This is a genomic window from Colwellia sp. MB02u-14, from assembly GCF_014076915.1.
Classification (GTDB): domain Bacteria; phylum Pseudomonadota; class Gammaproteobacteria; order Enterobacterales; family Alteromonadaceae; genus Colwellia_A.
This window is the reverse complement of sequence record NZ_JACGUX010000006.1, coordinates 237,917-255,242: the sequence shown is the minus strand read 5'-3', so window position 1 is coordinate 255,242 and position 17,326 is coordinate 237,917. Positions and strand designations below refer to the sequence as shown.

The 17,326-nt window shown below is 38.7% G+C and carries 12 protein-coding genes and 1 other RNA gene; 3 read left to right on the top strand and 10 right to left on the bottom strand.

Annotated elements, in window-relative coordinates; translation table 11 throughout:
* Positions 1-410: 410 nt before the first annotated feature.
* The 8 genes from H4J52_RS02505 to H4J52_RS02470 all read right to left on the bottom strand — a co-directional run bounded on the left by H4J52_RS02505 (position 411) and on the right by H4J52_RS02470 (position 11,311).
* Positions 411-1,040: a heme-binding protein gene (locus H4J52_RS02505; protein ID WP_182180890.1), complete on the bottom strand. Its 630-nt coding sequence runs from the start codon at positions 1,038-1,040 to the stop codon at positions 411-413.
* A gap of 302 nt (positions 1,041-1,342) precedes the next feature.
* The gene (gcvP, locus tag H4J52_RS02500) at positions 1,343-4,234 is read right to left on the bottom strand and encodes an aminomethyl-transferring glycine dehydrogenase (protein ID WP_182180891.1); all 2,892 of its coding nucleotides are present in this window, start codon (positions 4,232-4,234) and stop codon (positions 1,343-1,345) included.
* A gap of 243 nt (positions 4,235-4,477) precedes the next feature.
* Positions 4,478-4,867, bottom strand: a complete 390-nt coding sequence (gene gcvH, locus H4J52_RS02495) for a glycine cleavage system protein GcvH (protein WP_182180892.1) — start codon at positions 4,865-4,867, stop codon at positions 4,478-4,480.
* Positions 4,868-5,050: 183 nt separating this feature from the next.
* The gene (gene gcvT, locus H4J52_RS02490) at positions 5,051-6,139 is read right to left on the bottom strand and encodes a glycine cleavage system aminomethyltransferase GcvT (RefSeq protein WP_182180893.1); all 1,089 of its coding nucleotides are present in this window, start codon (positions 6,137-6,139) and stop codon (positions 5,051-5,053) included.
* A 477-nt stretch (positions 6,140-6,616) separates the two neighbouring features.
* Positions 6,617-7,885, bottom strand: a complete 1,269-nt coding sequence (locus H4J52_RS02485) for an FAD-dependent monooxygenase (RefSeq protein ID WP_182180894.1) — start codon at positions 7,883-7,885, stop codon at positions 6,617-6,619.
* A gap of 68 nt (positions 7,886-7,953) precedes the next feature.
* Positions 7,954-9,177, bottom strand: coding sequence for a 2-octaprenyl-6-methoxyphenyl hydroxylase (gene ubiH, locus H4J52_RS02480; protein WP_182180895.1), 1,224 nt, complete (start codon positions 9,175-9,177; stop codon positions 7,954-7,956).
* A 191-nt stretch (positions 9,178-9,368) separates the two neighbouring features.
* On the bottom strand, positions 9,369-10,727 hold the full coding sequence (gene pepP / locus H4J52_RS02475; RefSeq protein ID WP_182180896.1) for a Xaa-Pro aminopeptidase: 1,359 nt from the start codon (positions 10,725-10,727) through the stop codon (positions 9,369-9,371).
* Between the two features lie 14 nt (positions 10,728-10,741).
* Complete coding sequence (locus tag H4J52_RS02470) at positions 10,742-11,311, bottom strand: UPF0149 family protein (RefSeq protein ID WP_182180897.1); 570 nt, start codon at positions 11,309-11,311, stop codon at positions 10,742-10,744.
* A 183-nt stretch (positions 11,312-11,494) separates the two neighbouring features.
* On the opposite strand from H4J52_RS02470, the gene H4J52_RS02465 reads away from it, so the two are divergent.
* A complete protein-coding gene (locus H4J52_RS02465; protein ID WP_182180898.1) occupies positions 11,495-11,803 on the top strand; it encodes a cell division protein ZapA in 309 nt (102 codons plus the stop codon).
* A gap of 92 nt (positions 11,804-11,895) precedes the next feature.
* Positions 11,896-12,077: non-coding RNA, 6S RNA (gene ssrS, locus H4J52_RS02460), on the top strand.
* 1,170 nt (positions 12,078-13,247) lie between these two features.
* Here ssrS and H4J52_RS02455 read toward each other — a convergent pair.
* Together H4J52_RS02455 and H4J52_RS02450 are read right to left on the bottom strand one after the other, a co-directional pair.
* Positions 13,248-15,233 carry a TonB-dependent siderophore receptor gene (locus tag H4J52_RS02455; protein ID WP_182224162.1) on the bottom strand — a complete coding sequence of 662 codons (1,986 nt, stop codon included), beginning with the start codon at positions 15,231-15,233 and terminating at the stop codon, positions 13,248-13,250.
* A gap of 102 nt (positions 15,234-15,335) precedes the next feature.
* The gene (locus H4J52_RS02450; protein WP_182223209.1) at positions 15,336-15,710 is read right to left on the bottom strand and encodes a hypothetical protein; all 375 of its coding nucleotides are present in this window, start codon (positions 15,708-15,710) and stop codon (positions 15,336-15,338) included.
* A gap of 462 nt (positions 15,711-16,172) precedes the next feature.
* Here H4J52_RS02450 and H4J52_RS02445 point away from each other — a divergent pair, with 462 nt between their 5' ends.
* Positions 16,173-16,658 carry a VOC family protein gene (locus H4J52_RS02445; protein ID WP_182180901.1) on the top strand — a complete coding sequence of 162 codons (486 nt, stop codon included), beginning with the start codon at positions 16,173-16,175 and terminating at the stop codon, positions 16,656-16,658.
* Positions 16,659-17,326 lie beyond the last annotated feature (668 nt).

Genomic DNA, 17,326 nt, shown 5'->3' with positions numbered 1-17,326 from the left:
CTTTCATCCTTTCATCCTCCAATATTTCATCCCGATATTTCATGATAATCGGTATTTATAAAAAAAAAAAAGCGAATCATTTCTGATTCGCCTTTTTAAACTGTCACAAACTTAATGTCATTTGGCCATTAAGTTTGTGACTGGTGCCATTTTCATATCAATTAATTAGTTAGTCTATTGGGGTAATTAAATTTGTGACTATAAGGCTAGCTCATCAATGGTGCTCCAAAGGAGCAAAAAATTAGACTTATGCTTTTGCTAGAAGCTACCCCTTGTGACTATTTTGTGAGTGAACGCTATTCGTAAAAGCAGACATTTAAATGTTTCGTCTTGAACAAGAGCAAGTAAGTCGGAGGGAAAATAGATACCCTAACTGGTATTTACAGCAACCAATAGTAATGCATTTTGGGCTAGATTACTTCAATTAACACTTCGTTGTGGCGAAGCCATGGGATAGTGAAAGGACCATTGTAGGCTGCGTTAATAGGCTCGCTAACTGCGGTATAGCCGTTTTTCGCTATCCAGCTATTGAGGATTTGGGTTTGTGTTTCAACATTACTATCACTGAGTAGCCCGCTGAATTTTATCACCACTACTTTGTAATCCTTCACCTCTGTTATCCAGACGTCTGGATTGGTTGGCTTAGGGGTACTTTGTATCGTAAAGTCGGCAGGCATTACAAATGACATGACTTGTTGTTCTGATCGCTCTTTCATAAACACCGGAGCGGTCATAGCGATTTTAGTACCCTTAGATACTGCTTCTGATTCATCCATCAGTACAGGTGCTGTCATGGCTATTTTTGTGGAGCCTTCATTCTCACCAGTGATGTAGCTGAACAGATTTCTAAAAGCACTGTTCATTCCATCGGCTGACATGTCAGAGGACACTAACACTATCGATTCATAGTTACGCACTTCAATTTTCTGTACCTGATCAGATTTCAATAGTGTATAAGGCGCGTTTTCAACTCCACTTTCTCCAAACACGGAGCAACCGGCCAAAATCAGTGGAACAAGAAGTGCGAAAAGTAATTTCATAGAGTTTCCTTGAGGTCTTATAAAACAGTGCTTCTCACTGTTTTTATTTTTTATTAAGAATAGATACGTAAAACTGGGAAATTAGTTCAATTCAACATTAAATTTTATCTTCAATAAAACCTGTTGGTTGCAGTTGACTAGTCCTGAATTACAAGAAAGCCGATATCGGCTCACTTTTCTAACCGTAATAAGTAAAAAGGCGAATCATTTCTGATTCGCCTTTTAAATTATTATAATGGGAAGTTAACCATCTTCATTAAATCGTTAACCAACTTCATTAACGATCCTCAACATGTGATCAATTAATCGATATAACTTTCAATTGGAGGACATGAACAAATTAGGTTACGGTCTCCGTAAACATCATCAATACGGTTAACTGTTGGCCAAAATTTATTTTTTGCTGCAGCTGGAACCGGGAATACCGCTTCTTTAATCGTATAAGCACGATCCCAAGTATCAGTAATATCGGCTAACGTATGTGGCGCGTTATGAAGTGGGTTGTTATCACTTGACCATTCACCTGATTCAACTTTACGTACTTCGTCGCGAATAGAAACCATCGCTTCAACGAAACGGTCAAGTTCAACTTTAGACTCTGACTCTGTAGGCTCAATCATGAAAGTGCCCGCTACTGGGAACGACATGGTTGGTGCGTGAAAACCATAATCGATTAAACGTTTTGCTATATCAACTTCGGTAATACCTGACGCTGCTTTAAGTGGACGTAAATCAATAATACATTCGTGAGCTACACGACCATTTTTTCCTGCATATAAAAGCGGGTAATGTTGGCTTAACTTTTTAGCTAAGTAGTTAGCGTTAGTAATCGCATATTTGGTCGCATCAGTAACACCTTGCTTACCTAACATTGCACAGTAAAGGTAAGAAATACATAAAATACCTGCACTACCAAAGGGTGCTGCTGCAACTGCGCCGTTACCTTTAGTGCTGTCATCAACAGTAATTAATGCATGATCAGGCAAGAATGGTGCAAGATGTGCTTTAACACCAATAGGTCCCATACCTGGGCCACCACCACCGTGTGGAATAGCAAAAGTTTTATGTAAGTTTAAGTGAGAAACGTCTGCGCCAATATAACCTGGAGACGTTACACCTACTTGTGCGTTCATGTTCGCGCCGTCGAGGTAAACTTGGCCACCACTGTCATGAACGATATTACAAATTTCTGCTACGGTTGTTTCATATACACCGTGCGTTGACGGGTAAGTGATCATAATACAGGCAAGATTGTCGGCCATTTCGCTTGCTTTAGTCTGCAAGTCCTCCATGTCAACGTTACCTTCTTTATCACAGGCAACTACAACAACTTTCATGCCAACCATTTGCGCAGACGCAGGGTTTGTACCGTGAGCAGAAGATGGAATTAAACAGATGTTACGATGTGCATCGCCACGACTTTCATGATATTTAACAATTGCAATTAATCCTGCATACTCACCTTGAGCACCAGAATTTGGTTGCATTGAAATATTGTCGTAACCTGTAAGCTCTACTAACCAATCGCCTAACTCATCAATCATTTGCTTATAACCTTGAGCTTGGTCAATCGGTGCAAATGGATGCATATTAGCAAATTCAGGCCATGATACTGGGATCATCTGTGCGGTTGCATTTAACTTCATTGTACAAGAACCCAAAGAAATCATTGAATGATTCAATGCTAAATCTTTGTTTTCTAATCTTTTGATATAACGAAGCATTTCTGTTTCGCTGTGGTATGAATTAAATACCGGATGAGTCAATATTTCAGATTCACGCACAAGTGATGCAGGAATTGAAGAATGGCCGCTGCTGAGTATTTTATCGTCAAGGTCGCTAACGTTTAAACCATGGTCTGTGCCTAATAATATATCAAATAAACCGGCAATGTTCTCACGAGTTGTTGTTTCATCAATAGAAATACTGATTTGACCCGTAACGTCAGTGCGGAAGTTAACGCCAGCCGCTAATGCGCGTGCAACGATTTCTTCTTTATTATCTAAATTGAACGTTAAGGTATCAAAGTAGTTAGCATGAATAGCTGTTAAGCCTTTAGTTGCTGTACCTAAGCATAAAATATCTGCGAAACGATGTATACGGTTAGCAATTATTTTTAAACCTTTAGGGCCATGGTATACCGCGTAAAACGCTGCCATGTTCGCTAATAACACCTGTGCGGTACAAATGTTTGAGTTAGCTTTTTCACGACGAATATGTTGTTCACGCGTTTGCATTGCCATACGTAATGCAGCATTACCGCGAGTATCTTTAGAAACACCAATAATACGGCCAGGTAATGAACGTTTGTATTTTTCAGAGGTAGTGAAAAATGCGGCGTGTGGTCCGCCGTAGCCCATTGGAACACCAAAACGCTGGCTTGAACCAATAACGGCATCAGCACCTAATTCACCCGGTGCTTTTAACATCACTAAACTCATGATATCGGCGGCTACCGCAACAATACCTTTGTTTGCGTGAATTTTTTCAATTAACTCGCTTATGTCTGTTACTTCACCCGTTGCACTTGGGTATTGTAATAAAGCACCAAAAATATCGTGGTCTGCGGCTTCATTTGCAGGAGCAACGATAACTTCAAAATCAAACATTTCTGCACGTTGTTTAACAACGTCAATAGTTTGTGGATAAACATCACTTGAGATAAAGAATAAATTTGATTTTTTATTTTTAGAAACACGCTTTGCTAATGCCATAGCTTCAGCAGCCGCAGTACCTTCATCCAATAATGAAGCAGAGGCAAGCTCTAAACCGGTAAGGTCGATACACATTTGCTGATAGTTTAATAACGACTCTAAACGCCCTTGTGCAATTTCTGGTTGGTAGGGCGTGTAAGCCGTATACCAGCCTGGATTTTCTAACACGTTACGCAAAATAACGTTCGGTGTTAGGGTGCCGTAGTAACCTAAACCAATGTAGGTATCGTTTACTTTATTTAAGTTTGCAACCGCTTTTAAATCGCTTAAGGCTTGCGCTTCTGTTTTACTTTCTTCAATCGCAGGCAACGCTGATAAACGAATATCACTTGGTACGATTTCATTGATAAGTGCATCAACTGACTCTACGCCAATGTCATTTAACATCGCTTGGGTTTGTTCGGCATTAGGGCCAATGTGACGACGAATAAAGTCTTGAGTTTGCTCTAAATAAGCAAGTGATTTTGATTGAGTAGTCATAAAACAGCTTCTCTTAAGTGGGTAATGAATTAACTGGGTCTTTAGTTACAGCGTAACTAAGATAAAGCCCCAAACAATCAGTTAGAGGCTTAATAACAGATTTTGTAAATAGTTAGCTTTTAGGTATAGCGCTAGAGTTATCAGTCTTATGACCTTAGTAAGCCTTTAAGTAAAGGTTTAAAAAGTAAGTGAGTTAGACGAGTAACAAAAGCAACGCAGCATAAACGCTAAAGGTGCCCGAAATTAGTCTTCGTCAATAGAATTTTCATAACCTTCAGCATCTAATAAAGCATCTAACTCTGCTTCGTCAGCTAGTTGAACCTTGAATAACCAACCCGCGCCAAAAGCATCTGAGTTAACTAATTCAGGAGAATCTTCTAAGTCTTCATTTACTTCAATAACCTTACCTGAAATAGGTGCGTAGATATCTGAAGCCGCTTTTACAGATTCAGCTACTGCAACGTCGTCACCAGTACTTATCTCATCATCAACATCAGGTAATTCAACAAATACCATATCACCTAATAAGTCTTGCGCGTGCTCAGTAATACCGACAGTAACTACGCCGTTACCTTCTTGACGTACCCATTCGTGTGATGTTGCATATTTTAGTTCTGAAGGAATGTTGCTCATTTTTTATTTTCCTGAAGTTAATTATTATTTATCGAAAACTCATGTTAATTGCTACTATTTGCTCACAATTAAATACTATAGCTTAATTATCATTCGAAATTGAACTCGCGTAAATAAATTTTACCCGAGTTTAACTTTATAATTCTACATCGTTCTATATCAAATTTTATGGTAAAAAATTGATTAAAAAACTTTTTTACCGTTGCGAACAAAGCTTGCTTTAATCACTTTAACGTTCACTAATTTTTTACGCATTTCTACTTCAACGGTGTCACCTAAGCTTACACTGCGAGGTACACGTGCCATAGCAATACTATGACCTAGTGTTGGCGAGAATGTGCCTGAGGTAATAATACCTTCACCAAATGGCGTAATCACTTTAAGACCGGTGCGTAGTACGCCTTTTTCTTCAAAGACTAAGCCAACAAGTTTAGGTTGGTCGCCAGCAGCTTTTTGGGCAGTTAATACTTCACGGCCAATAAAATCACGATCTGTTGGTTCCCAGCTAATGGTCCATGCCATGTTAGCCGCTAATGGCGAAACAGTTTCGTCCATATCTAAACCATAAAGATTCATGCCTGCTTCTAAGCGCAAGGTATCACGAGCGCCTAGACCACAAGGTGCTACACCTGCGTCTAATAGTTTTTGCCATAAATCTGCTGCTTGGTCTTCTGGAACAACGATTTCGTAACCGTTCTCACCGGTGTAACCGGTAGTCGCAATAAACAAATCACCCGCTTGAACACCAAAAAATGGCTTCATGCCTTCAACCGCTTGGGTTTGCTCTAGCGTTAATAGGGTAGCAACTTTAGCTTTAGCTTGTGGCCCTTGCACGGCAATCATACCGAATTCAGGACGTTCGGTAATAGTGATGTCAAAACCAGATGCTTGTTCATTCATCCACGCTAAATCTTTTACACGCGTCGCTGAGTTAACGACTAAGCGGTAATAAGTTTCAGTGAAGAAGTAAATGATCAAATCATCAATAACACCACCTTCGTTATTTAACATTCCGGTGTAAAGGGCTTTACCAGCAACCTCTAATTTTGCAACATCGTTAATCACTAAACGGCGTAAATATGCTTTTGCGTCGCTGCCTTTAATATCAACAATAGTCATGTGTGAAACATCAAACATACCAGCATCGGTTCGAACAGCATGATGCTCTTCTATTTGTGAGCCGTAGTTAATTGGCATTTCCCAACCGTGAAAATCAACTAGTTTTGCGCCAGCTTCAATGTGCTTAGCATGTAATACGGTTTTATTAGTCATCGTATGTATTCCACTTTAATTGTATGAATTCGCCAATAAGCCGAGCTTAAAGGCAGTATATTTACAAAATAATTGGTGAGATTATAGCCGCGCAAAGCCACCTATTCAACTAAAAACAAAGAAAATAGCCAAAAATACAAATTTAAAACAAGATAAATATATTAATCCAAACTTAATTTCCAAAAAGACCACCTAACCAAACTATAATCAAATTTACTTCCTTAAAAAATCAAATGTTGGGATTTTATTTTGTACTTTTTACGAACCTTTAATTTCTACAAAGAGAGTTAATTTACATACAAATAATATCAAGACCGAGGCAGTAGAATGGCTGACTTAAGCGGTGATTTTTGTCTCTAATAAAAGTTATTTAAGTACAACATTTGGGGCAAATTTTAAAAAATAGCATGAAAAATCAGGACAAAAAAGTCAACATAAAAATTAAAGGCTGCACGTAAACTATTGATATAAATATTTTTAAATTAACTTGTCTTTTACTTGCGCCAGCTTAGGTAAATCACTTTTCAGACCCAAGGCTTGCTTAATCATCAGTTGTTTTATTGGTTTAATATGATTAATTAACGACAAACCTAAACCTCTAACCAACTTTACTGCGCCTTGCTGAGGTGTAAATGTTTGTTTAATAGCTTCCATTGCCGCAACCATTTCCATCGCTTCAGCTTTACGCCAGCGTGAATATTCGTTTAGTAACCGCGTTGTTAACCAAACATCAGTTGATGCTTTGTGCTTGGCTATTTTTTCACTCATAATCTGTGCTAACGATACTGCATCAAGTAACCCTAGGTTAACGCCCTGACCTGCTAGTGGATGAATAGTATGCGCCGCGTCACCAACCAAAGCGATACGGTCTTGTACAAAATTTTGTGCCATACGCATGGTTAAAGGATGAGTAAATCGCTCACTCTGTAATTCAACATTTCCTAATTTCCCATCACTTGCAGCTGTTAATGCTTTTGAAAATTCCTCGGGGGATAAGCCATTCAAACGCACGGCATCTTCAGGGGATGTTGACCAAACAATTGAACATAGGTCTTGCGTACCACCCGAGTCATTAAGGGGAAGTAATGCTAATGGGCCAGTTGCTAGAAAAACTTGCCATGCGGTATTTTGATGACCTTGTGAACATTTAACTGTAGCAACAATAGCGTGATGGTCATAATCACGAAAGGTTAAGGGGATGTCCATTTGACCTCGAACCCAAGAGTTTGCCCCGTCTGCTCCAACCACTAATTTAGCCGTTATTGGCAGAGGTTCACCGCTAGTTGACGCAAAACTAATAAAAGCTTCACTTTCGCCAAGACTAATATTACTTAAGGTATTTTCAGTGTAAAAAGTGATGCCATGGTCAGCTTGTGCTTTTTGCCAAAGGCTTAGGCGTATAACACTGTTTTCAACAATCCAACCTAACTGTTCACTCGCTGAATTTTGCTGTGAATCGTCACAAGAAAAAAGCAGTTTGCCAAAACCCGCTTTATCCCAAACATGCATATCGGTGTAAGCTTGGATCCTTTTTTGCTCAATTAAAGGCCAAACATCAAGGTTATCAAAAATTTGTTTGCTGGCAACATTGAGTGCGCTGACTCGAACATCTGACTTTTCTGACAATTCATCTGGCGGTGAAGTGTCGACAATAGCGACCGTTAGCTCTGTTTGCTTTCGTATGGCTAATGCTAAGGTTAATCCCACCATGCCACCACCAACAATTAATACATCAAATTTTTGCATGTTATTCTTCTTAATTTTTGAATTGTTTTACGTTCTAGTCCTCGAGTAACTGTCGAGAAACTTAATCACTAATATCCCATGGTTTTTCTAACCAAGGTATTTTTCAATGGCGATAGATAGTTCATTACTTTCAAGCCAACATTACGACCCGCTACTAAGGGGGGCAACGTATTTGAAAAAAGTGTGACTAATGAATCGGTTAAACCAATAACGTGCTGATGATCATATTTTCTCTGCGAGGCATAGTCACTCAGCGCAGAAAACTGTCCGACATCTTGATTATTTTTTAGCGACTGCTTAATAAGCTCAGCCATTTGCTTAACGTCTCTCACGCCAAGGTTAAAGCCTTGTCCTGCTATCGGATGAATCGTATGAGAAGCATTGCCAATAAGTGCCATACGATGAAATACTTGTTCATCGGCCATTAACAATTTTAGTGGATAAACATCACGTTTACCCACTTGGGTTATTGCACCAAGCCAGCTACCAAAGGCACTTTCAAGCTCTTCTTTAAATTGCGTTTCACTCAATGTCGCCATTCTACTGGCTTGTTCAGGAGGCAATGTCCACACCAAAGAGCAGCGGCTATCATTTGTTACGCTCCCCTGTTTTGACAGCGGTAACATCGCAATAGGACCCGTTTCTGTGAAACGTTCAAACGCAAGGTTATTATGAGCGATAGCGGTACTAACATTGGTAATGAGTGCTGATTGTCCATAATCAGACTCTTGTACTGAAATGTTCGCAAATTGTCGACAAGCGGAGTGCACACCATCGCAGGCGAGTAAGAGTTTTGCGCTTAGCTGTATTTCAGAATTGAGTGTCAGTTCAACCTGATTTTTTTGCCAAGTAATATCTGTGATTTTGTCAGGCGTAAACCAAGTAAGATTACACTTTAATTGATTTTTTTCTTTTAAGTGGGCTAATAATACTTGCCCAATCAACGACATTTCAACGACAAAGCCCAGCGCATTAACTTGATGATGTTCACCATAGAGTCGAGCTTTACCGTAAAAGCCTCGATCAGAAATATGAATATTTTTAATGGGCTCTGCGACACGCTTTAGCTGTTGCCAAACACCTAAGTTTTGCAAGTAAGTGGCAGTGCCATGTGAAAGCGCTAAAACACGATCATCAAACGTTAATGTCGGATCTTTTAATACCGGCTTCGCTTCAACAATAGCAATAGATAATGGTTGTCCACTTTCATTTTCGCAGTCGATTAGACTCAAGGCCATTAATGCACCCGATAATCCTCCACCTGAAATTACAATATCAAATTCTTTTTTCATAGTTAATTTTGGCTATTTACGTCAGTCGCTTGATATGAAGATTAAAAATCTGAGTTGCTGAGTTCATTTGCAGCGCTCATTCTAACTGAGTACTGAAACACAAAATCATTGTTACTAATAAAGGTTCAGTACGTACATTTAAGTGAGCAAGTTCAGTAGGACAAAAAAATTCAGTGCAAAAAAACAGTAAACTATTGATTCACAGCCATTACTTGCTCTATTTCAGTGATTGATTTTGGCGCATTTACGGTTAAGTTTTCATGACTTTGATCAGTAACCGCGATGTTATCTTCAATTCTTACCGCGATCCCACGCCATTTTTCATCAACACTAAAGTCATCAAGTGGAATATAAATACCAGGTTCTATGGTCATTACCATTCCTTGCTCAAAAACTCGACATTGCTCACGTTTTTCGTTTGATTGATAATTACCGACATCATGCACATCAAGCCCTAGCCAATGGCCTAAACCATGAATAAAGTATTTTTTACAGGCTTTTTCTTCGAGTAATACATCTATATTTCCTAACAAAATGCCCATACGGTGCAAACCTGTTGTGAGAAAGTTATTCACTAAAACATTAAGCTCTGCAAAAGTCGCTTGTGGCTTTATTGCGTTAATCGCTAAATTTTGTGCATCAAGTACCAGCTGATAAATTTCTCGTTGTGCTTTTGTGAACTTGCCATTAACCGGAAATGTACGCGTAATATCTGCGGCATATCCACTGAGTTCTCCACCTGCATCAATCAAAATCAATTCATTATTTTTTAGTACATCGTCATTATTAGTGTAATGCAAAATATTGCCATTATCACCGCCAGCAACAATAGTGCCGTAAGCTGGGTGTCTTGCACCATTATTTGCAAATTCATGCAATATTTCAGCTTCTAATTGGTATTCATACTTACCTATCGCCGACTGTTTCATTGCTCGGGCATGAGCCGCACCACTGATCACGTTAACACGACGCATAATTTCAAGTTCGCCGGCACTTTTGATTAAACGCATTTCTTCTATTGTTGCTCGACAATCAACGAGTTGTGTCGGCGCTTTAACGCCCTGGCGACTTTTCGCTTTAACCGTTGATAACCATGCATAGATTTGCTTATCAAATGCTTCACTTTTTCCTTGGCAAAACAATAAGTGACTTTTATTAGCAATGTAATCAGGAAGGTATTGGTCTACTTCACTTAATGAAAAACAATTATCTACACCATAATGTTCAACCGCTTGTGTTTGCCCTACTCGCCTGCCATGCCATATTTCTTGCAGCGGGTCTTTGTCGCGGTTAAATAAAACACTGTTCATGCCTTCTTTATCCGATTTAGTCAGTACTAAAATGGCATCAGGTTCGTTATAGCCAGTTAGATAATAAAAGTTTTTATCTTGGCAAAAAGCATATTCTGTATCGTTACTACGGGTGACTTCTTGTGCGGCAGAAAATATCGCAATAGAATTCGTTGGCATCGACCTAAAAAACTGATCGCGACGGGCAGTGAACTCTGTCAACGGTAATAAAGTATTTTGAACTAACGTGGATGTTGTCATGGCTAATATTTCTTTTAGTGAACAGTTTCTTCTGTGCTTTTACTTTCTGGCGGTGAGCCTAGCTCAGTAAAACATAATAAGGCAGAAATTCTGACATATTCAGCTATTTCAAAGTAGGCTTGCTCGGTGTCTTCATCTTCTTCCATTTCGTCAGACAAATTAGCAATTTCAGCAAAATCAATCAGTACTTCTTTAACGTCTTCTGATAGTACTGCTTTGTTTTTTTGTTGTAAGCCAAACCCTAAGTTGAAGCCTTGTACCCAAACACTTAACGCATGGCCGCGTTCAACAATACTGTCGTCGTCATCGGGTAACATCAGTTGAAAACTATAAGTGTCATCAATAATGTCACTCCAAACTTGTGCGAACATTGACTTCACCAAAGACTTAACTTCGCGAGGTAAGCCTTCGCCATTGTTAAACAAGTCATTAATCATCACGATATAGTCTTCACTTTCAAAGGTAAAACCCGCGCATACTAAGCCGGTTAATACACCATGTAATTCTGAGCCATGGGCCGTAATGCTTTCGGAGGTAAGAATTGCTTGCACTGAGGCAAAGTCTAAAGAGGTTTCGTTGGACATGTTTTAATCATCAATAAAATGCGTGAGTTAATGCTAGCTATCGTAACATTCACGCTTTTATGATGCTATAGATTAAAGGAGAAAACCCTACAGAACGCTTGCATAGTGAACGGGTCATCGATATAGTGCTGAGATACGCATATATTACTATTAATTAAGACGTTTTTGTGAGAATCACCTGTTATGAGTCAACACTCGGTTACCATTGAAGTTGCAAATAGAAGATTAAAGATTTCATGTCCTGCTGGGCAAGAATCATCTTTACTATTAGCTGCGGAAGAATTAAACCAACGCTTGCTAACAGACAGTAAAGCTTACTCAATAAAAACCCCTGAACAATCACTTGTAATGACAGCACTTAATTTATCGAACGATTTATTAGCCGCTCGTAAAGAACTTATCCAAGAGCGCGCTGCACTGCAAAGCAAAATTGATTTACTACAATCGACCATTAAAGAAGCTGTAACGGCTGAATACCGCAAGAAAGCCTAATTTTTCAGCAACCTCTGCACACTAAAAAAACAAACAAACCAAACTTACAAAAAAACACTTAATTCGCTTTAAAAAATTAGCTATACTAGCTTCGTCTTCTGGGGTGTTTGTATGTTAACTATGTCCCTGAGCCGATAAGTTTTACCTTAGGAAGTTGATTATTAGCTATTGTGCAAGCCCGGCTCGTATCGGGAAGCCTACGGTTGAAATGATACCTCCGCCCTGAACACCCGGTGTTCAGGACTAAAGTCGACTGCGGCACCTTGGAAGCATCTTTTTCTCTACAATAGTTCACGAAATTATTGTTTGGCTTATTCATAAGCTTATTTTTTTAGTCAAAACCGAATACCTCCGCGCAATACTAGAAAACACCCAGTGTTCAGAACTAAAGTCCACTGCGGCACCTTGGAAGCATCTTTTTCTTTACAATAATTTATGACATTATTGTTTGGCTTATTCATAAGCTTATTTTTTTAGTCAAAACCGAATACCTCCGCGCAATACTAGAAAACACCCAGTGTTCAGGACTAAAGTCGACTGCGGCACCTTGGAAGCATCTTTTTCTCTACAATAGTTCACGACATTATTGTTTGGCTTATCCATAAGCTTATTTGTTTAGTCAAACCGAATACCTCCGCGCAATACTAGAAAACACCCAGTGTTCAGGACTAAAGTCGACTGCGGCACCTTGGAAGCATCTTTTTATCTACAATAGTTCACGACATTATTGTTTGGCTTATCCATAAGCTTATTTGTTTAGTCAAACCGAATACCTCCGCGCAATACTAGAAAACACCCAGTGTTCAGAACTAAAGTCCACTGCGGCACCTTGGAAGCATCATTTTCTTTACAATAATTTATGACATTATTGTTTGGCTTATTCATAAGCTTATTTGTTTAGTCAAAACCGAATACCTCCGCGCAATACTAGAAAACACCCAGTGTTCAGAACTAAAGTCCACTGCGGCACCTTGGAAGCATCTTTTTCTTTACAATAATTTACGACATTATTGTTTGGCTTATTCATAAGCTTATTTGTTTAGTCAAAACCGAATACCTCCGCGCAATACTAGAAAACACCCAGTGTTCAGAACTAAAGTCGACTGCGGCACCTTGGAAGCATCCTTTTCTCTACAATAATTCACGAAATTACTATTTGGCTTATCCATAAGCTTTTTACTCGTACCAATATAATCTAATAATTCTATATAATTTTTTTGGGGTTATTTCAAAAAACGTGCTGCTATATTTAGAATATTCGAGCTTTTACTTGTAAAGGTAACACTGATCACTGGGCGGTATTAAACAGCTCAGTGATCATATTCTGCCAGCATAAAGCATTAGTTATTCGAATAGGGTTATAACTAAAAATAACGGTGCTAACCCCAAAGGTTTAATTAAATAACGCTAAATCAATAAATTGTTGTCCTAATATATTGTAGTGTTAACCGCCAAATTTAAAACGTAAACCAGCATTAACGGTAAAACCATCATTTCTTGACCAAATATCTGTTGTCCATCGACCACTAGGTGCTTGTTCAGGCAACACCAAAGAGTCTTCCTTAGTTTGTTGCACGTTTAACAAGTTTTCAGCATTAACAAAGAAACTGACTTGTCCTATGGTAATTTGACCTAACAGTCCTAGATGCCAATAAGGCTGGCTACGATCTCGATACGGGTTGTTCTCAAGCTGCTGTGTACCAGTATAATAAGCTTCAAACCCGAGCAAATGACTTCCGTGCTCTTCCCACATAACAACAAGGCCGGCAGAGTGTTGTGGTGTTAACGCCAAAGCTACTCGGTTAACACTAGAGTCACCTTCTTTAGTGGCGTCTGTGTATAAATAGCTCCCCGTAAATTTAATATCTCGCCAGCGATAACGTAGCAATAATTCAGCACCACTAATTTCAGTTTCGCCAGCAGCATTGACGAGTCGAACTCGTTTATCCGAAACACCATTAATGACGTCTAATTCAGTAACGTTCTCAATATCTGACGCGAATAATGTTAGGCTGGTTTCTACACTGCCCAGCACATAGCTAATATCGATAGAAGCGGTTGATGCACGCTCCTCTTCAAGGTTTTCTAGCGGCGCAAGACGCGATAAACCAGCTTCATCAATGTCTTCAATAAATGGGCTTGGTGCGAAAAACCCTTGTCCGTATGCCCCCCTAATCGTCCAGTTCTGTGGGCTGTATAGCAAGGAAACCCGAGGGCTTACTTGTGTACCATATTCACTATGCCAGTCAGTGCGAGCACTAAGAGACATGGAAATATCATCGCTTGCTTCATAATCAAGTTGCGAAAATAATCCCGGCACTTGATAAGCATAATCAAATTGAGCAAAAGTATCAGATTTGAACTTCTCAGATTGAAGCGCTACCCCAACAAGCCATGCCGTTTTATCAGAATACCCTGATAAGCTCGACTCGATTAACGTACTTTCGTGGCTATCATCCTCTTGAACAGCACCAAATTGATGCTCGTGGTCTTGATTCATTGCTGAACCACGGATATTTAAATTCAACACTTCCCCTAATGGTTGATCATATATAAAACCAACATCTGTTCTACGCGTGTCCTGTGTTTGAGAGAACCCGTTACCATCAGGTACAGTAGACTCACCTAAGGTACCGCCATCCCTTTGCTCTGTCATTGCCCCTAAGGTAACGTAAAGGTTGGCACCATTATCGTCTTGCCAATAGAAACGAGGACGAACGCTAGCCCTTTCATAGCCAGCCATATCGATCCAACCATCGTCATCTAAGTCTTGCTTTTCTTGGTGATGAATTCCGGCAGTAACCGATGCGCTTAAGGCGCTAGTTAAAGGTGATGCAAAGTAGGAAGTCATATCTTGACCATTTTTAGAGGTCGCATTGACCAACACTTCGCCTTCATAATTATCAGTGGGAGTGCGTGAAATTAAATTGATCACCCCACCAAGTGCAGAGCCACCATAAAGAGAAGAGGCAGACCCTTTAATTATTTCAACATTTGCAAGGTCTGTAGGAAGAATTTGCATCAAACCTATTGAAGCTGTTTGACCACCATATAAAGGTAAACCATCACTTAACAGTTGCGTATAACGTCCGTACATTCCTTGCAGTCGGATGTTGGAACTCCCTAACGCAGGCGATGTCGTTTGTACTCTAACACCACCTGTTTCAGCCACTAACATAGAGATATTACCCGGACGCATAAGTGCTTTTTCTTGTATTTCTTCGCCATTAATCATTTCGGTTCGTGTTGCCGATTCAATGACAATACGACCTAAACGAGAAGCACTTACTTGAATTTTTTCAATCTTGTTATCAACATGCTCATGATTGTCTTCATGTTCATTTTTATTATTATTATTATTTTCACTCGCGTATGCAAACGCAGGCATTAACAGTATTGCTACTGTTGTTCTTAATGACTTTTTAAACATTTTTTACCTCAGATATTACTTGGTACTTGCTCTAGCATTAATTAGCACAATAGCGCTGATTAACTTAAAAAGTTGTAGACAATTTTTGGTGTTTTTAAATTTCTATAAGGTAAAAATAGGAGGGCGATAGAGCAAAGTACCGATATATATAGGTTGCTTAGGCTGTGGTATATAAGCAACGTCAGTTAAAGTGGCTGTTTTCGTTGCATCAACGTCAGTATTAAAATAGACAAATGATGAACACGCATTGGCAATGCAAGTACAATCCATATTACAACATTCAATACCACAGCAATCTTCTGAGCTGTTGTTATTAAGTAAGTTCGAATCGTTATAATTTACTGGTTCACTGATGTTGGGGGAAAGAGAGTCTACTAAAGTTTCACAAGGCATAGCAGTATTAAAGGCGACTGCTTGCCCAGTAAAGGCAACAAGCATCAAAGCTATAACTAACACTTTTGAAAAAACTTTATACATATAAACCCCTAAATACAATTTGCGCGGCATTATAAAAGTTTCTTCGTGATATGTGAACCAACATAAATCAGTTTATGTTGGTTGGCTGTTACATGTTGACAATAAGCTTACTAGCCGGCTCTCAATTATTGTGCTTAGTTTGTCAGAGACGTTGCGGTTAAATAATTAACTAAAAAAGATATAGTTGCCCTATAACGGTCTTTACACGTTAGCGCATTAACGTCAATTTAACTGATAAAGTCAGTACAAGTATTGTAGCGCTATGCCCCTTTTTTGCTTTAGAAAGTTACCGAGTAGTTTGACTATTGTTAAGCAGTATTTCACTTCAATAACGCCAAAAAAAATGATAACGAAACGTTATCATTATCATAATTATTGATTGTTTTTAATTATGTGACATTAGGCGTAGTATTACCTCATCGAACGAAGTACGAACTAATCAATATAATTTTGGAGTAAGTTATGAAAATGAATCACGTAGGTCTCATGGTTGGCGATATGGATAAAGCGGTTGAATTTTACACTAAAGCGCTTGGTCTAAAAATTGTAATGAATAACACGAAGGTAAAAGAAGAGCGTGAAACTGCCATAGGAAAAATGTGTGTGGCTGTTTTTGGTGAGGGCTTTAAAGGCTTTAATATTGCACATTTAGTAACAACTGACGGCATTGGTGTTGAAATGTTTGAAATGAAAGAGCGCCAAGAACGTCACGATGTTGATTTCTCACGCCTAGGTATCTTCCATTTCTGTCTTCAAACAGACGACTTCGAAGGTGCTATGGCACGTACTGAACAATATGGCGGCAAAGTGCGTATGGACATCCATCGCTACCACCCAGAAGACGACAGCAAACTAGCCCAAATGGTTTACTTAGAAGACCCTTTTGGTAATTTGTTCGAGCTTTACTCGCACTCTTATGAAGAAACTTACGCTTCTGATTACGAGTAATATATTTAACGTAAAACGCGTTATTTGAAGGCTACCTAAGGGTGGCCTTTTTTGTGCCTGGTTGTCGAAAAATAATATTTTTGTCTTTACTTGTGAAGGTATCTATAAAATATACCAAGTTACTTTGTACCCTTTTAGATAAAGATAAATAACCGACACTATCGATAAAATACGAACGATACGTATAAAATTCGAATATCAATAAAGAGATAATAAGACTAGATTCAAAATAGTATTTTGTATGAACGATTTGATTATCTCTTTAGCATATCATCTATGCGACGACTTATTTAAAGTCTCAACCATAAATAGCTAAATATATACATTAATAAATAGCGACAGTAAACCCTATTCAGATGTTAATACTTAGGCTTAAAAAATACTAAGTTAATATTAAGAGAATTTAAAGAGCTTCAAAACTAGGTGTTGCATCGAGGGTACTTACTTTAATTATTAACGATAACAGGACTTTTCGCTTTCATTAGACAGTTTGTCATTCAAAAAATCAGTTTCCTTAAATTTAACAGGTAAAACGACGCTTTCACGTAAGAGGCGAATTTTCACTGATTTAGAATTTTTAAGAACCAAATGTTACTGATAATGATATTGATTCGCATTAACATTAATGTTAATGTTACCGCAATAAAAAAAGCATCATGTAAATTTAT